The 19,193-nt window shown below is 55.2% G+C and carries 19 protein-coding genes; all 19 read right to left on the reverse strand.

All coding sequences use genetic code 11. The annotated features are described in order from the left end of the window. Window positions 1–17: 17 nt before the first annotated feature. On the reverse strand, window positions 18–1,679 hold the full coding sequence (recN, locus tag ACKQTC_RS05375) for a DNA repair protein RecN (protein ID WP_408977405.1): 1,662 nt from the start codon (window positions 1,677–1,679) through the stop codon (window positions 18–20). 25 nt (window positions 1,680–1,704) lie between these two features. Beyond that, entirely contained in the window at window positions 1,705–2,151 is a 447-nt protein-coding gene (gene argR / locus ACKQTC_RS05380; RefSeq protein ID WP_408977406.1) for an arginine repressor, read from the reverse strand. Next, window positions 2,144–3,028: an NAD(+)/NADH kinase gene (locus ACKQTC_RS05385; protein ID WP_408977407.1), complete on the reverse strand. Its 885-nt coding sequence runs from the start codon at window positions 3,026–3,028 to the stop codon at window positions 2,144–2,146. Before ACKQTC_RS05385 ends, argR begins: the two co-directional genes overlap by 8 nt. 10 nt (window positions 3,029–3,038) lie before the next feature. Next, entirely contained in the window at window positions 3,039–3,545 is a 507-nt protein-coding gene (locus ACKQTC_RS05390; RefSeq protein ID WP_408977408.1) for a hypothetical protein, read from the reverse strand. Next, on the reverse strand, window positions 3,542–4,339 hold the full coding sequence (locus ACKQTC_RS05395) for a TlyA family RNA methyltransferase (protein ID WP_408977409.1): 798 nt from the start codon (window positions 4,337–4,339) through the stop codon (window positions 3,542–3,544). The genes ACKQTC_RS05390 and ACKQTC_RS05395 overlap by 4 nt, the downstream gene beginning before the upstream one ends. Then, window positions 4,332–6,215, reverse strand: coding sequence for a 1-deoxy-D-xylulose-5-phosphate synthase (gene dxs, locus ACKQTC_RS05400; protein ID WP_408977410.1), 1,884 nt, complete (start codon window positions 6,213–6,215; stop codon window positions 4,332–4,334). Before dxs ends, ACKQTC_RS05395 begins: the two co-directional genes overlap by 8 nt. A gap of 10 nt (window positions 6,216–6,225) precedes the next feature. Continuing rightward, a complete protein-coding gene (locus ACKQTC_RS05405; protein ID WP_408977411.1) occupies window positions 6,226–7,104 on the reverse strand; it encodes a polyprenyl synthetase family protein in 879 nt (292 codons plus the stop codon). Next, window positions 7,097–7,342 (reverse strand): exodeoxyribonuclease VII small subunit, encoded by a 246-nt coding sequence (xseB, locus tag ACKQTC_RS05410; RefSeq protein ID WP_408977412.1) that lies wholly within the window; start codon window positions 7,340–7,342, stop codon window positions 7,097–7,099. The genes ACKQTC_RS05405 and xseB overlap by 8 nt, the downstream gene beginning before the upstream one ends. Continuing rightward, window positions 7,335–8,567 carry an exodeoxyribonuclease VII large subunit gene (gene xseA, locus ACKQTC_RS05415; protein WP_408977413.1) on the reverse strand — a complete coding sequence of 411 codons (1,233 nt, stop codon included), beginning with the start codon at window positions 8,565–8,567 and terminating at the stop codon, window positions 7,335–7,337. Before xseA ends, xseB begins: the two co-directional genes overlap by 8 nt. Then, the gene (gene nusB, locus ACKQTC_RS05420; protein ID WP_408977414.1) at window positions 8,560–9,510 is read right to left on the reverse strand and encodes a transcription antitermination factor NusB; all 951 of its coding nucleotides are present in this window, start codon (window positions 9,508–9,510) and stop codon (window positions 8,560–8,562) included. Before nusB ends, xseA begins: the two co-directional genes overlap by 8 nt. Beyond that, window positions 9,507–9,956 carry an Asp23/Gls24 family envelope stress response protein gene (locus tag ACKQTC_RS05425; RefSeq protein ID WP_408977415.1) on the reverse strand — a complete coding sequence of 150 codons (450 nt, stop codon included), beginning with the start codon at window positions 9,954–9,956 and terminating at the stop codon, window positions 9,507–9,509. The genes nusB and ACKQTC_RS05425 overlap by 4 nt, the downstream gene beginning before the upstream one ends. A 169-nt stretch (window positions 9,957–10,125) precedes the next feature. Next, the gene (locus ACKQTC_RS05430) at window positions 10,126–12,165 is read right to left on the reverse strand and encodes a bifunctional 4-hydroxy-3-methylbut-2-enyl diphosphate reductase/30S ribosomal protein S1 (protein WP_408977416.1); all 2,040 of its coding nucleotides are present in this window, start codon (window positions 12,163–12,165) and stop codon (window positions 10,126–10,128) included. A gap of 72 nt (window positions 12,166–12,237) precedes the next feature. Next, window positions 12,238–12,894: a (d)CMP kinase gene (gene cmk / locus ACKQTC_RS05435; RefSeq protein WP_408977417.1), complete on the reverse strand. Its 657-nt coding sequence runs from the start codon at window positions 12,892–12,894 to the stop codon at window positions 12,238–12,240. Next, entirely contained in the window at window positions 12,885–14,159 is a 1,275-nt protein-coding gene (locus ACKQTC_RS05440; RefSeq protein WP_408977418.1) for a BaiN/RdsA family NAD(P)/FAD-dependent oxidoreductase, read from the reverse strand. The genes cmk and ACKQTC_RS05440 overlap by 10 nt, the downstream gene beginning before the upstream one ends. Before the next feature lie 131 nt (window positions 14,160–14,290). Beyond that, entirely contained in the window at window positions 14,291–15,829 is a 1,539-nt protein-coding gene (gene rny / locus ACKQTC_RS05445; RefSeq protein WP_408977419.1) for a ribonuclease Y, read from the reverse strand. A 190-nt stretch (window positions 15,830–16,019) separates the two neighbouring features. Continuing rightward, on the reverse strand, window positions 16,020–16,454 hold the full coding sequence (locus ACKQTC_RS05450) for a regulatory protein RecX (protein WP_408977420.1): 435 nt from the start codon (window positions 16,452–16,454) through the stop codon (window positions 16,020–16,022). Continuing rightward, the gene (gene recA / locus ACKQTC_RS05455; protein ID WP_408977421.1) at window positions 16,451–17,608 is read right to left on the reverse strand and encodes a recombinase RecA; all 1,158 of its coding nucleotides are present in this window, start codon (window positions 17,606–17,608) and stop codon (window positions 16,451–16,453) included. Before recA ends, ACKQTC_RS05450 begins: the two co-directional genes overlap by 4 nt. After that, window positions 17,608–18,708, reverse strand: coding sequence for a D-alanine--D-alanine ligase family protein (locus ACKQTC_RS05460; RefSeq protein WP_408977422.1), 1,101 nt, complete (start codon window positions 18,706–18,708; stop codon window positions 17,608–17,610). Before ACKQTC_RS05460 ends, recA begins: the two co-directional genes overlap by 1 nt. Continuing rightward, the gene (locus ACKQTC_RS05465) at window positions 18,708–19,193 is read right to left on the reverse strand and encodes a DUF456 domain-containing protein (RefSeq protein ID WP_408977423.1); all 486 of its coding nucleotides are present in this window, start codon (window positions 19,191–19,193) and stop codon (window positions 18,708–18,710) included. The genes ACKQTC_RS05460 and ACKQTC_RS05465 overlap by 1 nt, the downstream gene beginning before the upstream one ends.

The following is a 19,193-nucleotide window of genomic DNA, read 5'->3' on the forward strand; positions in this document are numbered from 1 at the left end:
GCCACCAACCGAACCGGTTAGTGGCGTTTTTTTGCGGCCGCCCGCATTTCGCTGGCATGTGCCAGTTGCCAGTCGGCCTGCCCACCGAGCATCCGGGCGATTTCTTCCACCGTCTCCCCCTCGCTGAGGGTGTGGACGGTGGTATGGGTACTGGTCCCATCCGTATGCTTTTCAATGAGGTGGTGGCCGTCTGCATAGGCGGCAATCGCCGGGGCATGGGTGACGCAAATGACTTGGGCCTGCCGGGAAACCGTTGCTAATTTTTTAGCCACTTCGGCCAGGGTCAGGCCGCCGATACCTGTATCAATCTCGTCAAAAATCAGGGTCTCTGTATCCTCCTGACTGGTCAAGAGGGTCTTAAAGGCCAGCATAAGCCGGCTCATTTCCCCACCGGATGCGGTTTCGTGCAGGGGAAGGGCTGGCGAGCCCGGATTGGCCTGGAGCATAAATAAAACCTGGTCCGTACCGCTGCTGCCGGCCCGCCCCTGACTGAAGGCCACTTCAAAGCGGGCATGGGGCATGGCCAGGTCTGCCAGCTCCTTTTCCAGGTGGTCTTTCAAAAGCCCGGCCACCTGGTGGCGACTCTCGCTCAGGGCCTTAGCCAACTGGATGTAGTGGCTCCGGGCCGCGGCATAAGCTGCCTGCAGGTCTTCAAAATCGGCTTCATCGTCGGCTTCCCGGTCCAGCAGGGCCTCCCAGGCCTTCATCTGATTGATGAGGTCATCGGGATCCAGGCCATACTGCTGGCGTAAGCGGTAGTAGGTGGCCAGGCGGTCGGATAGGGCTTCAAGCTCTGCCGGCGACCCCCCCCGGCTGATTTCATCAGCCACTGTTTGGGCCCCTTCTCGAACAGAAATCAGGGCACTCTTCAGGTCTTTAACCGTCTCGACTAGCCCGGTATCCAACCGGGCTGCCTCTGTCAACCGGTCCAAGGCCAGCGTTAAGAGAGACTGGGCACTGGTATCATCGCCGTAGAGCATGGCATAGGCCTCCTCCAGGACGGTCTGGATTTCCATCCGCTTGGCCAATTGCCCATGCCTGGCGCTAACCTCTGCTTCTTCCCCGACCTTCAGTTTCAGAGGCCGGAGGTCTTCCAGGTTTTCCCTGGCCTGCTGGCGGGCCTTTTCGTCGGCCTCCCGGTCCTTCATGGCTTTTTTTAAGTTCCGGGCTGCCTGACGGGTCCCCTGATGGGCCCTGGCCACGTCTGCCAGGAGGGCCTGGTGGGCCTGGTCCCCCAGGGAATCCAACAGGATCAACTGGTGGTCCGGGGCCAACCAATAGAGGTAGTCATGCTGACCGTAGATACTCACCAGACCATGGGCCAGGGCCCGGTACTGGGTCAGGGTGACCTGCCGGCCATTGATTCGGCAGGTATTATGGCCATTTTGCCGGACCTCCCGGGAAAGGATCAGGGGGCTTGTGGTAAAGCCCTGGTCTTCCGCCAAGGCTGCTGTCCGGCTCTCCGGCTGAACAGAGAAAACCCCTTCAACCAGGGCACTGTCACAGCCATAGCGAATATCCCGCAAGTTTGCCCTTTCCCCTAAAAGAAGGCCCATGGCATCTACAACAATAGACTTCCCTGCCCCGGTTTCACCGGTGAGCACATTCAGCCCATGATCAAAGGTCAACTGTAGCTCTTTTAATAAGGCAAAGTTCTGTACGGTCAACTCCTCCAGCATCATAGGCCTCCTTTCAGTCATTCACTTAATTATTAATATAGTGCTCGATATAGCCAATAACGACGGGCACCGCCTCTTTCGGCTTGCAAATAAGCATAATGGTATCGTCACCGGCGATGGTCCCGATGACCTCGGGCCAGCCCAGCCGGTCAATAAAATAGGCAATGGTATTGGCATTGCCTGGTGGAGTGTTGATAATCACCAGGTTCTCGCTGCTGTCGTAAGACAAGACAAATTCCCGGAAGAGCATCCGCAACTTGGATTCCCCGGGGACACTGTCCTGAGACCGGCCATACTTGTACTGGTCCCCGCCAATGGGGACCTTGACCAGTTGCAGTTCCTTAATATCCCGGGAGACGGTGGCCTGGGTAATTTGGTAGCCTTCCTCCCGGAGGAGTTCGGCCAGCTCTTTTTGGGTGGAAATTTGCTTTTCCAGGACTAATTCTAAGATCCGCCGCTGCCTTTTATTCATACTGGTCTCTAGACCTCCGTTCACTGGTATTCAACATCTTTGTATGTACGGCTTGGAAGAAGGGGTGCTCGCGCAGGTGGACCAACTGGACTGTTCCCGGGGCCCGCTCGACATGGAGATGGTCGCCCAATTCCATGAGCATGGGGTTAACCCCATCGGCCACTAGGTAGGCCCCGGACCGCCCCCGGCCCAGGAAGATATCAATGGATTCATCGGCAGGGATAATGATAGACCGAACCCCCATCAGGTGGGCACAAATAGGGTTCACAATTAAGCAGTCTGTCCCTGGGTAAATCAGGGGGCCGCCTGCAGAAAAGGAATAGCCCGTTGACCCTGTGGGCGTGGCAACGATTAGCCCATCTCCCCGGTAGTGGTCCACCATGGCATCGCCCATGTAGACATCCAGGGCAATGGTATTGTCCAGGGGGTTCCGGTTGATAACGACGTCATTGAGACCGGTGATTTCCGCCAGGATTTCCCCCTCCCGGATAAGGGTGGCCGCAATCTTCATCCGGTGCTCAATAGAAAAGTCGCCGGCCAGAATCCGGTCCAACATAGGGAAGAAGTCTTCCACTTCCAGCTCGGATAAAAAGCCCAGGTGGCCCTTATTGATCCCCAACATGGGGATAGGGGCCCCGTCCAGGTCTGTCGCTGCCCTCAAAAAGGTCCCATCCCCACCGATAACCAGCATGAGTTCAATGGTTTTCAGTAAGCTACGGCGGGATAAAAGCTCCAGGTCCGGATTGGCAAAGGCACTGTCCGTGGTCGCATACACCCGGACATTCCGCCGGACCAATTCAGCTATGATCTCATCGCAAAGGTCTTCTACGCCTTCCCGTTCAAAATTGGCATATAAGCCCACATTTGTAATACTCAAAGCCCATCACCTACCTTATGATTAACTGTATCGCCAAGGCCACGATGACCCCTAAAAGGCTGCCGGCAAGCCAGGGAATGAAGCTTCTCGCTTGGCCTTCAAAATCAACACGCCGAATCTTCTTTTTCTCCATGTCTACAAAGAGAATGCCATGGGGACGAAAAACGGCCTTGTATTCTAGTAATTGCCGGCGGACCGCTGCCAGCTGGGGGTTGGCCTGGCGGCCGCTTTTCACTTCGACAACATAATGGTGCCAGCCCTTGCCCACCCAGTAGTCGGCATGAACCACCTGTTCCTTCCGTTGGCCGTCAATATAATAGGCCACATGGCCCTTCTTTTGCCGGGAAAGGATCCGGTAACCGGCCTCTTTGAGGAGCTTTTCTGCCTGGATTTCCTTCTTTTTTCCCCGGGCCCGTCGGCGTTTGCCTTGAAAACGCTGCCAGGCCCGGTAGCCGAGGATAAAGACCCCGAGGCTGCAGAGGAGGGCCAGAAGGACCCAGTCCATTTCGGTCATCATTGGATGGCCATACCTGCTTCAACTGCCGCCGGAATGTCCAGGTCCTGGGCCAGGGTTTGGTTTTTGCTGAGCCAGAGCAGATACTCCACGTTGCCGGCCGGGCCACGGACGGGCGAGGGGGTCAGGGCCCGGGGATAGAGGCCAACCCCTTCAGCGGCGGCAATAACCTCGCCGATAACCATCCGGTGGACGGCCGGGTCTTTGACAACCCCGTGCTTGCCGACATGGTCCCGCCCGGCCTCGAACTGGGGCTTAATGAGGGCCACCATTTCCCCCTCATCTTTTAAGATGGCCGCTGCCGCCGGAAATATTTTGGAGAGGGAAATAAAGGACACATCTGTCGTGACCCAATCCATCTGCTCCGGAAAGTCCTCCGCCGTCAGGTAGCGGGCATTGGTCTGCTCCCGGCAGTCCACTTGGGGGTGGGTCCGCAAGGACCAGGCCAGTTGGTTGGTGCCGACATCAATAGCATAGACCTTCCGGGCGCCGCTTTGCAGGGCGCAGTCCACAAAGCCGCCGGTCGAGGCCCCCAGGTCACAGACCACCCGGTCCTGGAAGTCCAGGTTGAAAACATCAATGGCTTTTTTTAATTTCAAGCCCCCCCGGCTGACATAGGGGAGGTCCTTGCCCAGGAGGCGAATTTTAGCTGTCGGAGACACCTGGGTCCCGGCCTTGTCAATTTTTTGCTCATCCACCAGGACTTCCCCGGCCATAATCCGCTTTTGAGCGGCCTGGCGGCTGTCAAAAAAGCCCTGCTGGACCAGGACCAGGTCCAGTCTTTCTTTTTTAGCCATGGGCCTGCCGTCCTTTTAGGGTGGTGGCCACCTGGTCAAAAATCCCGTCCGGGTCTAGCTGGAGGTCCTTTTTCAGCTGGCTGACATTACCGGCTTCTACAAAATGGTCCGGCAGGCCGATTCGCAAGAGGGGGTTGGTCAGTCCGGTATCGGCCGCCCATTCTGCTACAGCCGCCCCGAAGCCGCCGGTCAAAGCATTTTCTTCCAGGGTCACGACCAGGTCGGTCTCGGCAAAGACCTGGGCCAAGAGGGCCTCATCTAGAGGCTTGGCAAAGCGGGCATTCACCAGCCCGATGTCATAACCCCGTTCCCGGAGCGCTTCTGCTGCCTGGGCTGCCGGATAAACCATGCTGCCGATGGCCACCAGGCAGGCGTCCTTACCCTGGGCCAGAACTTCCCCGGTGCCCGGCGCGATATAATCAAAGGTATCCAGGGTTTCTACGCCAACCCCCTGACCCCGGGGGTAACGGATAGCCGTCGGTTTTTGGTAGGCCAGGGCTGAATAGAGCATATTCTGGAGTTCCCGTTCATCCTTGGGGGCCATAACGGTCATATTAGGCACCAGCCGCAGGTAGGACAGGTCAAAAGCCCCATGGTGGGTGGGCCCATCCTCGCCGACCAGACCGGCCCGGTCCAGGGCAAAGACCACCGGCGCTTCCTGGAGAGCACAGTCATGGATGAGCTGGTCAAAGCCCCGCTGCATAAAGCTGGAGTAAAGGGCCAGGACCGGCTGCATCCCATCCAGGGCCAGGGCGGTAGCCATGGTGGTAGCATGCCCTTCTGCAATCCCCACATCAAAGGCCCGGTTTGGAAAGGCCGCCTTAAACTTGGCCACCCCGGTCCCTGACCCCATGGCGGCCGTAATGGCGCAGATTTTATCGTTTTCTTTCCCTAACTTGATGAGGGTTTTAGCAAAGACATCCGTATAGCTGGCCGCTTTTTTGCCTTTCTTGGCCTGACCGGTTTCAACATCAAAGGGGCCGGTCCCGTGGAATTTATCCGGGTTTAACTCAGCAGGCAGGTAGCCCTTCCCCTTCTTGGTAATCACGTGAATCAGGACCGGCCGGTGAAGGCCCTTAGCATTTTCAAAGACCTGACGCATGGCCTGGATATCGTGACCATTGATGGGGCCAAAGTACTTAAAACCCAATTCTTCAAAAAAGCTCCCAGCCACCAGCATGGACTTCATCCCGTCCTTGAGCCGGTCGGCGAGGTCGGCCATCCGGGGACCGACGGTGGGAATCTTTTTCAGGAGGGCATCCAGGTCTTCCTTGGCCCGCTGGTAGCCCGGGTCTGACCGGAGCCGGGTCAAGTAGTCGGACAAACCGCCGACATTGGCATCAATCGACATATCATTGTCATTTAAAATGACTTTCATATTCAAGTTCATGTGGCCAGCATAGTTCATGGCCTCAAAGACTTCTCCCCCGGTAAGGGCCCCGTCCCCGATGACCGCCACCACTTCGTTATTTTCCTGCCGCAGGTCCCGGGCCAGGGCAAAGCCGGTGGCAGCGGAAATCGAAGTGGAGGCATGGCCGGTGCCGAAAACATCATAGGGGCTTTCGGTCCGTTTGGGAAAGCCGCTCATCCCCTGGTAGGTCCGCAGGGTATCAAAAAAGGCATCGTTACGGCCTGTGAGTAACTTATGGATGTAGGCCTGGTGGCCAACGTCCCAAATAATTTTATCATCCGGCGCATGGAAGGTGCTGTGCAAGGCCAGTGTCAGCTCTACTGCACCCAGGTTCGGTGCCAGATGCCCCCCATTCACCGAAGTCACCCGGATAATCCGTTCACGAATTTCACCGGCAAGCTGGTTCAGCTGGTCGGCCGACAGCTTGCGTAAATCCTTCGGTTCCTGAATAGAATCTAAGAGCATTACACCCCTCCTAACTCTGTCGTGCTAAAATTCTGGAAGCAATATACATGAGTAGGCTCCCATCGCCTTGTAAATCGCCAAGGGCAGCCAGGGCATCGTTAACGGCCTCTTCCGCCAGGGCGCGACTTTGGTCTAGGCCCAAGAGGGTCGGGTAGGTGGCCTTTTCGCTTTTGGCATCAGACCCGGTATGTTTCCCCATCAGGGCCTCATCGCCAACGACATCTAAAATGTCATCGGTGATTTGGAAGGCCAAGCCCAGGGCCTGGCCATAGCCGGTAAGGGCTGCCATACTCTTCTCGTCAGCCCCGCCTAAAAGGCCGCCCATCCGGCAGGCCGCCAAGATAAGGGCCCCGGTTTTATGCCGGTGGATCCACTGCATGTGGTCCAGGTCAATCCGCTTGCCTTCACTGAGCAAGTCTTGGCCCTGGCCGGCAACCATCCCGCGAATGCCGGCCCCTTCAGCCAGCTCCCGCATCACCGCTGCAGCGAGGGGAGTATCCCCGCAGGCTTTGGCAATAAGGGAAAAGGCTTCAGTCAGTAAGCCGTCCCCAGCCAAGATGGCCATGCCCACACCATAAACCACGTGGTTGGTCGGCTTGCCCCGGCGCAGGTCGTCATCATCCATCCCCGGTAGGTCATCATGGATGAGGGAATAGGTATGGATGCATTCAATGGCTGCTGCAACGTCCAGGGCTTTTTCGTCAAGGTGCCCGCCGACGGCCTCGCAGGCCGCCAGGACCAGGACCGGCCGCAGGCGTTTGCCGCCGGCCAGGAGGCTGTAGCGCATAGCCTCATACAGGCGGTCATTGAAGGCATCTGTCGGCTGAAATAAACCTTCTAAATGATTGCTAATGAGGGCCGTTTTTTCGGCCAAGGCTGCTTTACTCATGGCTATCCCCCTCAGGTTCATCTATCGTCTGCAAACTGCCATCCGGCTGCAGGACCTTTATTTTTTCTTCAACGGCATCTAGTTTTTTCTGGCAAAGCATGGCCAGGTCCATCCCCCACTGATAATGTGCCAGGGCGTCTTCCAGGGGGATGTCCCCCTTTTCTAAGGCATTCAAAACGGCGTCTAATTCTCCCAGCGCCGCTTCGAAAGTCATATCTTCAGGTATCGACTTATTCATGATAATCCTTTCCCTCTTCTTCAGGAACGGGCCCCAGGCTCCGGGCCTGGATGGTCCCATCTGCAAATCGTAGATAAAAGTGTTTATCTACCGGAAGGTCTGCCGGGTGACTGATCACCTGGCCGCTGTCATCTGTCGCTATAGAAAAACCCCGAGCCACCACTGCCAGTGGGTTTAAGGCCACCAGGGGGCCAATCCGTTTTTGTAGGGCCAGGTCTGCCCGATCCAGGACCCCCTTCATCCCCCGGTCCAGGGCCATAAAGCGTTCATCGAGGGCCTGGGCATAAGGGGCCAGGATTTTTTCCGGCTGGCTAAAGGCGGGTCGCCGATAAGTCTGGTCCAGCCGCCACCGGGCTAAGCGGACATCCCGGAGGAGGGCCTGGCCCAGGGCCCGGCGGCGGGCCTGGAGGCTATTTTGCAGGTCTGCCTGGTTGGGCACCGCCTGCTCTGCTGCAATGGACGGGGTCCCGGCCCGGAGGTCCGCGGCAAAGTCTGCCAGGGTCACGTCCGTTTCGTGGCCGATGGCGCTGATAATGGGCACCGGGCTGGCGGCAATCTTCCGCACCACCGGTTCCTCATTGAAGTTCCAGAGGTCTTCTTGAGACCCCCCGCCCCGGGCCAGGATAATAAGGTCCAGGTCATCCCGCTGGTAAAGGGCATCCAGGGCGGCACAAATCGAAGCCGCCCCGGTCGGCCCCTGGACCGTAGCCGGCGCCAGGAGGATTTTCACATAGGGGGCCCGTCGCCGCATAACCGTTAACATATCCCGGATAACGGCCCCTGTTTCAGAGGTCACCAGGCCAACCCGGGCCGGGTAGGTCGGGATAGGCCGACGGTCCGCCGCTGTTTTAAAGAGGCCCTCCTTGGCCAGCTTTTGCTTGAGTTCTTCAAACTGGATGGCCAGAGCCCCGGCCCCTTCGGCCAGCATCCGGTCGACATAAAGCTGGTAGGCCCCGTTTCGTTCAAAAACCGTCACCTGCCCCCGGACCAGAACAGTCATCCCATTGGCCGGGGTAAAGGTCAGGCGGCTGACCTGGCTCCGCCACATGACACAGGTAATAGAGGCCTTGTCGTCCTTTAAGGAAAAATAGCAGTGACCACTGGGGGCATGCCGCTTAAAATTAGCGATTTCCCCGCTTAATACCAGCTGGCGGAGGTTGGCATTTTCCTCAAAGCAGCCCTTGATATAGCGGTTGAGTTCTGATACCGTCCAGGTCTTACTCATCAGCCGCTCGTCCTTTAGCAATAGAATCCAAGGCCCCGTTGATAAACTTGTAAGCCTCATCGTCACCGTATGTTTTGGCCAGTTCCACCGCTTCATTGATGACCAGGGCCGGGTCAGCCGGGTCCGGCGCGTACTTGAGCTCATAGGTTCCCAGACGGAGGATGGCCCGGTCACAGGATGCCAGCCGGTCCAGCCGCCATTTATTGGCAACGGCTCGGATATCTTCATCAATGGCCTCCAGCTGGTTGGCAATGCCGGCTAAGTGGCCCGCTAGGGCTTGGCCGTCTAGGGCTAAAAGGTCTGCGGCCTGGATATTTTTCCCCAGGGCCCCTTTTAAGTCTGCATCATCCAGCCAGGCGGTCATGACCTCTGACTGGTAAGCCGCCAGGTCTTCTTGGCCCAGGAGGGCATTGACCATAGGGCCTTCCGTCAGGAGCTCGCCAAAGCGCTTGGCCTTAAAATAGTCCCGGGCCACCACCATGGGGGCTTTTTCATAAAAAAAGGCTTGCTCCGCAATATCTGCCAGGAGTTCCTGGATGAGCCGGTCTTGCCAGTCGGGCCCGGCCGCCTTATGCAGGGCCCTAGCGCTGGCCTCAACATAGGCGTCAAAAAAGGCACTGTAGGCCTCCATATCCAGGCTGGGCGTGGCTTTCTGCTCTGCCGCGATGCCATAGCCTTCATAAAGATCGGCTAAGAGGTCGTACATGGCGGCCTGGGTCTTGAGCCGGTCGCTTTTCGGCGTATCCAGGCGGTCATATAACCAGGTACGCACCGCCAGCAGGGGGTCGGTCTCGGTTAGGTCAACAGCTCTAGCCAGGTCTGCCAAGTGAAACCGGGTCGGGTATAAGTGGTCTAAAATCCCTGTATCCTCTGCACCGCTTTCCTGCTCTGCATAGAGGCAGAGAAATGTCATCAAGCGTGCTGCCCGCTTATCTTGGTTCATCCTTTACCAGCCCTTCCCTCATCTGTGTCATTGTGGTTATCGTTAAACTGGACCCCCTGCACATGGACATCTACCCCATGTAGCAGGACGCCAGTCATATTCTTCACTTGTTCTGCCGCTTCCTTTTGGATAGTATAAGCCAGGTCCGGGATGGGGATCCCGTAGTCAACCGTAATGGCGACCCCTACCCGGGTGGCGCCATCGGTGGTTTCCACTTTAACGCCCTTGGTCGCTGACTTTTTCCCCAGCATCTCGGTGATGCCATCGGTCATCCCGCCGACCATGGCCGCCACCCCGGGCGTACCGCTCACAACTAAAGCAACAATGGAGGCGATGACATCATCATCCATACGAATGTCGCCATACTTGGTGGTACGGACCTGTTCGCCGGAAATTTCCTGTTTTTTATCCTTTTTTCCTTGGGTGTTTCCGTGTTCGCCGCTCATTGGCGAGCCTCCTTTCTCTCATTCTTACAGTATACCATGAAAGGTCAAATCATGGCAGTAGCTAAAGGCCGATGTGGCAAAAACTAGCCGCCCAATGGGCCTAGGCGCCTGCTTGACGACATATTTTTAAGCGCAAAAAAGCCCTGCCGGAGCAGGGCTTAATTTTAACTTATTCAGCGTCTTCTTCTTGGTCCAAGAGTTGACCAAAGACATCGCCTAAGTTGGTAGAAATGTCTTCATTCACTACCGGTACATCACTCTTAGGGCGAGATTCACGGCGAGGCTTTTGTTGTTTCGGGGCTTCGCCGGCCGGACGTTCTTTGAGTTCTTTGATGGACAGGCTGATCCGTTTGCGGTCTTTATCCACATCGAGAATCTTAACGTCCACTTCTTGACCCACTTTAAGAACATCTTCAACTTGTTCAACATGTTCCCAAGCGATTTGGGAAATGTGAACCAAGCCGTCTACGCCGTCTTCCAGGGAAACGAAGGCACCGAAGGGTGCAATGCGGACGACTTTACCATGAGCGGTAGACCCAACTTCATAGCGTTCATCAACATCATCCCAGGGGTTGGAGAGTAATTTTTTCAGGCTTAAGCTGATTTTGCCTTTTTCTTCGTCTAAGGCAAGGATGTAAACTTCGATTTCATCGCCAACATTGACCACATCGGTCGGTTGTTTGACGCGACCCCAGCCCATTTCAGAAATGTGCAGTAAGCCGTCTACGCCGCCCAGGTCAACGAAAGCACCAAAGCTAGCAATCCGTTGAACGGTCCCTTTACGGGTTTCACCAACTTCGAGGGTCTTCCAAAGTTCTTCCCGTTTTTCTTTTTCTTCTTCTTCAATTAAAGCCCGGCGAGAAAGAATGATTTTACGGTTTTCCGGATTCGGATCAAATTCGATGATTTTGAAGCGGTAGGTGTTCCCTACAAATTGCTTGATGTCTTCAACGTATTTGGTGTCAAGATGAGAAGCCGGAACAAAACCGCGTGCGCCGATATCAACGATGACACCGCCTTTAACATCATTAACGACTTTTGCTTCAATGATTTCGTCGTTATCGAATTTTTCTTGTAAGGCATCCATCGCTTTTTCTTGATCCGCACGTTTCTTGGACAGAACCATGTGACCTTCATTGTTTTCCATCTTGATGACCATGACTTGAATTTCATCGCCCACTTGGACCAATTCATTCACGTCCGGGTCTTTTTGGAAAGACAGTTCCTTCTTAGGAATGACGCCTTCGGATTTGCCTCCGACATCTACCATCACTTCGTCCGGGGTGATTTTAACCACAGTCCCGGTGACCACATCATACAGGTTGAGTGGATCCAGTGTACCGTAGCCTTGTTCTAACCCTTGTTCCATCGTTAATTCTTCCATCTTGTCAATGACCTCCCTAATTATCCAGTCAGGGGTCGAGGCCCCTGCTGTTAAGCCTATTAAATTGACACCGTCAAACCAGCTTGCCTGTAAGTCAGCGGCGATTTCCACATGGTAGGTGGTGACGCCTGCTTCTTGGCAAATGTTCACTAGTTTGTTCGTATTGGCGCTGTTATAACCGCCGATGACAATCATCGCATCCGCCTCACGAGCGAGCTTGCCGGCATCATATTGCCTGTCTCGGGTAGCGGCGCATATGGTATTGCGCACCACTAAATCTGCCAAGTCCAGGTCTTTCAGTATTTCCACAGCGGACTCAAACCGTTCCGTTTTTTCTGTGGTTTGACTGACCAGGCATACCTTTTGACCGGTGAGATTGAGTCGCTGAAGTTCTTCAGGCTCAAAAAATACCTCAGCCCGATCACCGGACCAGCCGACAATACCTTGTACTTCCGGATGGTTGGCATCACCTAGTATGAGCACTTGGTAGCCGTCCTCGGCGTATTTTTCCGCCAGTTTTTGAACGGCTCTGACTTTCGGACAAGTGCAGTCAAAAGTTGTCAGTCCGCGACGATTTGCTTCTTCGCAAACCGCCGGCGTCACGCCATGGGTGCGAAAAATAACACTTTTCTCTGTTATATCGTCATAGTCATCGTAAGACCGAATCCCCATGCTTTCTAAGCGCTGCACCTCTTGGGGGTTATGGATCAGCGGTCCCAGGGTTGCCAGGGGCCCCTTACCTTCCTCAATGAGGGCTTCACCTTTTTCAATCGCATGACGAACACCGAAACAAAAGCCAGCATTCGCTGCAATACGGATTTCCATCTTCCGACTCCTTATTAGCCAACTTCAAGTACACTATTCTATTATACCCAAGAAATCTTAAGTTGCCAACGGTTATTTTCGAATCAAGCCTAAAATATATTCAGAAACTTCTTCAATTCCCATATGACTACTGTCCAGGTAGACGGCATCTGCCGCTTGAACCAGGGGTGCGACCGCCCGTTGACGGTCTTTTTCGTCCCGGTCGGCAATTTCTTGGGCAATGGTTTCAAAGGAAACCTGGTCACCCTGGCTGGCCAGTTGGTCCACCCGGCGACGGGCCCTTTCTTCAACACTGGCAGTCAGGAATATTTTCAGGTCTGCTGCCGGCAGGACAACGGTGCCGATATCCCGGCCATCCATGACCACATCGGCCTGGGCTGCCAAGTCTTGGATGCGGTCAGTCACCAGCTGGCGGACTGGCGGCAGGGCGCTGTAGGCAGAGACCCTTTGGGAGACAGCGTTGTCCCGGATGGCCTCTGTCACGTCCTCGCCATTGGCCCAAACCTGCTGCTGGCCGGCCTGGTCCGTTGTCAGGTCAAGGGTCAGCTGGTCTAAGAAGGCAGCCAGGCCAGGGCCTTCTTCCGGAGGCTGGTCTTCCTGCAGGGCCAACAGGGCCACTGCCCGGTAGAGGGCCCCACTGTCAATGTAAACAAAACCCAGGTCACGGGCGATTTTTTTGGCAATGGTACTCTTGCCGGCCCCGGCCGGGCCGTCAATGGCTATTTGCATGAGCTCCCCTCCCCGTCAAAATAAGCTGCACAGGCCTTGGCTGCATGACCGGCCACATAGCCTGTTGAAAAGGCAATTTGCAAGTTAAAGCCCCCGGTATTGGCGTCAATATCCAACAATTCGCCGCAGGCATAGAGGCCTGCATGGCTGCGCAGGGCCATGGTCTTTGGCGCCACCTGACCTACAGCGATTCCCCCGGCGGTGACGATGGCTTCTCGCAGGGGCCGGGGGCCGGTTACCGTCAAGGGCATATTTTGCAACAGGTGGACCATCTTCAGCCGGTCGGCCCGGGTCAAGTCCAGCATCCGCTGAGCCGGGTCCAATTGGGCCTCGGCAATAAAGGGGCTGATGAGTTTCTGAGGCAGGAGAGGCTTTAAGCCATTGACCAGTTGCTTGCGGCCATCTTTTTTGATCATCCGCAAGAGCCGGTCATCCAACTGTTTCTCATCCAGGGCCGGCTTCAGGTCAACGGTGGCCTGGATGGGGCCCGGGTGGTCCTGCCAGTAGTCGACCAAGCGGCCGCTCGCGCTCAGGATAATGGGGCCGGAGACCCCGAAATGGGTGCACATCATTTCCCCAAAGTCACTGTAGATGACCTTTCCCTCAGCGGTAAAAATAATGCGGATATTCCGCAGGCTAAGCCCTTGGGCTGCCTGGACCCAGCCCGGCCGGCAAACCAGAGGTACCAGGGCCGGTCGTGCCGGCACCACTGCAATGCCCAGGTCTGCCGCCAGCCGGTATCCATCACCGGTCGAGCCGGTGGCCGGGTAGGAGGCCCCACCGGTGGCCAAAACCAGGGCCTTACCGGTATAGCTGCCGGCCGAGGTCCGGACGGTCCAGGACTGGTCCTTGTTCTGCACCACTTCTTCCACAGCCGCCTTGGTCTGGACGGTAACCCCTGCCTCTTTTAAGGCGGCCAGGAGCACATCGAGGATGCTCTGGGCCCGGTCACTTTCCGGGAATACCCGGCCCCCTCTTTCCACCTTCAAGGGACAGCCCCGATCTTCAAAAAAGGCCCGTACCTCCCTAGGCCCTAGACGGGCTAGGGCTGAATAGATAAACCGGGGATTATGGTGAATGTGTTCTATTAATTGGTCTTGGCCAAAGTCTGTGGTGACGTTACACCGCCCCTTACCGGTGATGAGGAGCTTTTTACCTAAATGCGGCATTTTTTCTAAAAGGGTGACGCGGGCGCCCCCTTCAGCTGCGGCAATAGCGGCCATCATACCGGCCGGACCACCGCCGACTACCAGTACATCTTCCATCCTACACCTCACCTCGTCTGCGGCCTTGCCAGTGCCGCAATCAACCATGATATTTAAATGATTGTAGCACGCTTTACTATAACTCGCAAGATAAGACAAAAAGCCCCTGTCTGTCGACAGGGGCTTGGCTCTTATTTCGCGTAATCAACATTTCTGGTTTCACGAATGACAACGACTTTAATTTGACCGGGGTACTGCATTTCCTGCTCAATCCGTTTAGAGATATCAAAGGCCATTTTGGCGCTTTTAGCATCGTCGACTTTTTCCGGTTTGACAATCACGCGGACTTCACGACCGGCTTGAACGGCGTAGGTTTTTTCTACCCCTTCAAAGTCAGATGCAATTTCTTCTAATTGAGTAAGCCGACGCAGGTAGTTTTCCAAGGTCTCGCGGCGGGCACCTGGACGGGCAGCAGAAATTGCATCCGCTGCAGCCACCAGAACACTTTCCACGCAGTTGGGTTCGACATCCCCATGGTGGCTGACGATGGCATTTAAAACACCCTTCGGTTCCTGGTATTTCCGTGCCACTTCAGCGCCCAGGGTCACGTGAGACCCCTCTGTTTCATGGTCAAGGGCTTTACCGATATCATGTAAAAGACCTGCCCGTTTGGCCAAGCTCACATCACATTCCAGCTCGGCTGCGAGTAAGCCGGCTAAGTGGGCCACTTCAATGGAATGTTTCAGGACATTTTGGCCATAGGAGGTCCGGTACTTGAGGCGACCGAGTAGCTTCACCAATTCCGGGTGAATGCCGTGGACGCCGGTTTCAAAGACCGCCTGTTCCCCAGCTTCCCGAATACTGGCATCGACTTCTTTCTGGGCTTTGGCAACCATCTCCTCAATGCGGGCCGGATGAATCCGTCCATCCACAATGAGTTTTTCCAAAGCCAGCCGGGCCACTTCACGACGAACCGGTTCAAAGGCAGACACGACCACCGCTTCCGGGGTGTCATCAATAATTAAATCGACACCGGTTAAGCTTTCGATGGTCCGAATGTTGCGCCCTTCGCGCCCGATAATCCGCCCCTTCATTTCATCATTGGGCAGCTGGACCACAGACACGGTTGTTTCCGCGACATGGTCAGCGGCACAGCGCTGGATGGCGCCGCCAATGATTTCACGAGCGATTTTATCGGCCTCGTCTTTGGCTTCACTTTCTTTTTCTTTAATCATGACGGCCAAATCATGATCGATTTCTGTTTCAACTTGTCGGAACAGTTGATTTTTCGCCTCTTCATTGGTCAAGCCAGCAATCCGCTCTAATTCCGCTTTTTGTTCTTCAATTAAGCGGTCAATGTCGTTTTTTGCCTCAAAAACTGCTTGTTCCCGTTCAAGAAGCTTTTCTTCCTTTTGTTCTAAACTATCTGACTTGCGGTCTAAAATATCTTCTTTTTGTACCAACCGCTTCTCAGTATTTTGAACTTCGGCCCGTCTTTCCCGGGCTTCTTGTTCCGCTTCGTTACGAATTTTGTAAGCGTCGTCTTTCGCTTCCACCAGCGCTTCTTTTTTAAGGGTCTCTGCCGATCGATTGGCGTCTTCTACAATCCGCTTGGCTTCTGTTTCTGCAGAGCCAATCACTTTTTCAGCGCTCTGCTTACGCAGAACATAGCCAGCGGCACAGCCAATAATCAAGGCTAAAAGACCAACAGCGATGATGGTCAATTCCATAAAGGCCTCCTTCCTCCGATTAGGTAGGCTCCTGACAAAAAAACAAACCGAGCTGCCTCGGTTTGTCGGTATCAATAATTGATCTTCCCGCCCTACGGGCAATCCAAAGGGATGCGAAAATACTTATTTACACCGCAGATTGCGGAGCCTCTTTACAATTTTACGAACTAGAACAAATATTGTCAAGCCATTATAACAATTCCTCCAACCCCCGGATCAGGTCGCTGGGAAAACCCTTGCCGGCCACATACCGGAGGGCCTGGACATGGGTCCGCCCCCTTTTGCGGGCTTTCAGGTAAAAGTGCTTCACAAATCTTTTTTCCAAATCAAGAGGCAGGTTCGCCGCCAGGGCAGCCTGAAGGGTGGCTTCATCAACCCCCTTGTCACGGAGCTCCTGGCGCAGACGCAGGGACCCACAGGGATGGAAGCGCAATTTATCCCGGATATAGGCGGCGGCATAGTCGGCATCGTCTAGGTAGCCGTAGCTGTAGAGCCAGGCCACCAGGTCCTCTATGTCCTCAAAGGCCAGGTCCAGCTTTTCCAGGTGAAGGCGCATTTCCTGCTCGCTACGACGACGCGGCGCTAAAAATTTTAGCGCCGCGTCTTTATGCCTCTGGCTGATCATAGGTCCTCCAGACTGTCATCATCTAAAAAGTCTTCGTCCAGGAGGGCGTTCATTTCATCTACAAATTCATTATCGGTAAGGGGCTCCTGGCTGGCCGGAGCGTCCTTGGTCTCTTCTGCAGCCTGGGGCTCTTCGCCACCAGCCATAATCAACTGACGAATTTCTTCCATAACCTCGGGGTTTTCTTCCAGGTAGACCTTGGCGTTATCCCGGCCTTGGCCAAGCCGTTCGCCCTTATAGGAATACCAGGACCCACTCTTGTTAATGATGCCCATTTCAGCGCCGACATCCACAATGCCGCCGGAAATAGAAATCCCTTCCCCGTACATGATGTCGAATTCGACCTTCTTAAAGGGCGGGGCCACCTTGTTTTTGACCACCTTAACGGAGGTCCGGTTACCGATTTGCTCGTCCCCTTTTTTGATGGCCATACCCCGACGGACTTCCAGGCGGACGGAGCTGTAGAACTTCAAGGCCCGGCCCCCGGTGGTAACTTCCGGATTCCCGTAGATGACACCAATCTTTTCACGAACCTGGTTAATAAAAATAAGGGTTGTTCCTGTCCGGGCCGTGTTGGCTGTCAGTTTCCGCAGGGCCTGGCTCATGAGCCGGGCCAAAAGACCGACATGGGTGTCCCCCATTTCCCCTTCAATTTCTGCCCGGGGGGTCAGAGCGGCAACGGAGTCAACGACAACAATATCAACGGCCCCACTACGGACCAGGGCGTCGCAAATTTCCAGGGCCTGCTCCCCGTTATCCGGCTGGGAAATCAAGAGGTTGGCTGTATCCACCCCGATATGCTCGGCATAGATGGGATCGAGAGCGTGTTCGGCGTCAATGAAGGCGGCCGTCCCGCCGGTTTTTTGGCATTCGGCAATGATATGCAAAGCAACGGTGGTCTTACCGGATGATTCCGGCCCGTATATTTCCGTAATCCGGCCGATGGGAATCCCGCCGATACCCAGGGCCTTATCCAGGGCCATGGATCCGGTCGAAATGGCTTCAATATCCAGCTTATCCTGGTCGCCCAGCCGCATGACGGCCCCGGCACCAAAACGCTCATCTATATCTTTAATCGCGCGTTTTAGAGCGGCTTCACGTCCGTCGCCTTCGACTCTATTTGCGCCTTGTTTCTTGGTCTCTTTTTTGGCCATTATATCCCTCCTAAGGTAATCGCATTGGCATCAACCTCCGCCCGTTGGGCGATGGCGAGTTCGACCAATTCCCGGCAGAGGGTTGCTAAATCTTTCCCACTGGCAGCCCACATTTGGGCATACATGCTGATTTCTGTGAAACCGGGCAGGGTGTTGACCTCATTGAAGAGGAGCCGGCCGCTTTCTTTTTCTATAAAGAAATCCACCCGGCAAAGGCCACACATATCCAGGGCCCGATAGATTTCCAAGCCGGTGCGGCGCACAGCTTCAGTGGTTTTTTCATCTAAATTAGCGGGGCAAACCGTCCGGCTGACCTGGCTTTCATACTTACTGTGGTAGTCGTAAAAGGCCTGGTCGGCAAGAATTTCGCCGGGGAGCGAGGCCACCGGCTGGTCATTGCCCATGACCGCCAACTCTATTTCTCTTTTTTCAACCGCCCGTTCCACCAGGATTTTCCGGTCATAGCGGGCAGCCTGGTCGATGGCATAGATAAGTTCATCCCGGCTCGTGGCCTTGTTGATCCCAATGGAAGACCCCCCATTAGCCGGTTTGACAAAGACCTCTGCCCCGGCGAATTGCCGGGTCAGGTCCTCTAAGATCTCGGTCTGGTCCTTCTGCCAACGCTTGCGTAAAACGGAGGCATAGTCTGTCTGAGCTATGCCGTGACATTTGGCAATATCCCGCATGTAGACCTTATCCATCCCAACGGCTGAGGCACCAACACCGGCCCCGACATAGGGCAGGCAGCACATATCCAAAAAGCCCTGGAGTCGGCCATCCTCCCCGTAGGTTCCATGGATAATGGGGAAAACTACATCCAGTTCACAAATGGGCTGGAGGTCAAATAAGCGGTATACAGTGCCGCCTGGCCTGGGCATCATGGCCACTTCACCGGGGGCATTTTCAACCGGGTCAAAGGTCAGGATATCTTCTTCAGCGATGGGTCCATACCAACGGCCATGCCGGGCTATGCCAATGGCGACCGGATCAAAGCCAGCCTCCCGCAAGCCCCTCATCACAGTACAGGCAGACTTCCGGGAAACCTCATATTCTTCCGAGGGACCGCCAAAGAGGACACCAACCGTCAGCGGGGCCGTCATTAGGCGACTCCTTGTAAACGGAAGATGGCATAGACCGTGATAACCATGGCCACCACCAATTGGACAGAGGATCCAATGGCCGTCCCAATTAAGGACCCGGCCGCCGCCCGCAGAGAATGGGGCAGGGACCTTTGCCGCTTATATTCCGCTAAGATAGCCCCCACAATCCCGCCTAAGAGGGTCCCGGGGATATTCAGAAGGAGGCCACCCACCACCGAGCCCACCAGGGCCCCGATGGTCGCCATATTGGAAGCGCCAAACTTTTTCGCCCCAATCATGGCCCCGCCATAGTCCAGCACCGAAGTCAAGACCGCTAAAATGCCAACCACCACAACAAACACCGGTGAATAGGCAGTCCAGCTGTCAAAAAGTCCATAAACCAGGATACCGGCAAAGATCAACCACATACCGGGCACCATCGGCACAAAAGTACCAAGGGTCCCTACAACCAGTACAATAATCAGTAGCCATGCATAGACATCCAT

Origin of the sequence: Peptococcus simiae, from assembly GCF_046097595.1 — a bacterium.
Lineage (GTDB): Bacteria > Bacillota > Peptococcia > Peptococcales > Peptococcaceae > Peptococcus > Peptococcus simiae.

Coding starts and splice junctions, on each gene's coding strand:
- nusB (WP_408977414.1), bottom strand. CDS start 9,510: ATGAACCAAGATAAGCGGGCAGCACGCTTGATGACATTTCTCTGCCTC.
- ACKQTC_RS05465 (WP_408977423.1), bottom strand. CDS start 19,193: ATGGATGTCTATGCATGGCTACTGATTATTGTACTGGTTGTAGGGACC.
- dxs (WP_408977410.1), bottom strand. CDS start 6,215: ATGCTCTTAGATTCTATTCAGGAACCGAAGGATTTACGCAAGCTGTCG.
- argR (WP_408977406.1), bottom strand. CDS start 2,151: ATGAATAAAAGGCAGCGGCGGATCTTAGAATTAGTCCTGGAAAAGCAA.
- ACKQTC_RS05405 (WP_408977411.1), bottom strand. CDS start 7,104: ATGAGTAAAGCAGCCTTGGCCGAAAAAACGGCCCTCATTAGCAATCAT.
- xseA (WP_408977413.1), bottom strand. CDS start 8,567: ATGAGTAAGACCTGGACGGTATCAGAACTCAACCGCTATATCAAGGGC.
- ACKQTC_RS05425 (WP_408977415.1), bottom strand. CDS start 9,956: ATGAGCGGCGAACACGGAAACACCCAAGGAAAAAAGGATAAAAAACAG.
- ACKQTC_RS05460 (WP_408977422.1), bottom strand. CDS start 18,708: ATGACGGCCCCGCTGACGGTTGGTGTCCTCTTTGGCGGTCCCTCGGAA.
- ACKQTC_RS05395 (WP_408977409.1), bottom strand. CDS start 4,339: ATGGCTAAAAAAGAAAGACTGGACCTGGTCCTGGTCCAGCAGGGCTTT.
- cmk (WP_408977417.1), bottom strand. CDS start 12,894: ATGCAAATAGCCATTGACGGCCCGGCCGGGGCCGGCAAGAGTACCATT.
- recN (WP_408977405.1), bottom strand. CDS start 1,679: ATGCTGGAGGAGTTGACCGTACAGAACTTTGCCTTATTAAAAGAGCTA.
- recA (WP_408977421.1), bottom strand. CDS start 17,608: ATGGCCAAAAAAGAGACCAAGAAACAAGGCGCAAATAGAGTCGAAGGC.
- ACKQTC_RS05430 (WP_408977416.1), bottom strand. CDS start 12,165: ATGGAAATCCGTATTGCAGCGAATGCTGGCTTTTGTTTCGGTGTTCGT.
- ACKQTC_RS05390 (WP_408977408.1), bottom strand. CDS start 3,545: ATGATGACCGAAATGGACTGGGTCCTTCTGGCCCTCCTCTGCAGCCTC.
- rny (WP_408977419.1), bottom strand. CDS start 15,829: ATGGAATTGACCATCATCGCTGTTGGTCTTTTAGCCTTGATTATTGGC.
- xseB (WP_408977412.1), bottom strand. CDS start 7,342: ATGAATAAGTCGATACCTGAAGATATGACTTTCGAAGCGGCGCTGGGA.
- ACKQTC_RS05440 (WP_408977418.1), bottom strand. CDS start 14,159: ATGGAAGATGTACTGGTAGTCGGCGGTGGTCCGGCCGGTATGATGGCC.
- ACKQTC_RS05450 (WP_408977420.1), bottom strand. CDS start 16,454: ATGATCAGCCAGAGGCATAAAGACGCGGCGCTAAAATTTTTAGCGCCG.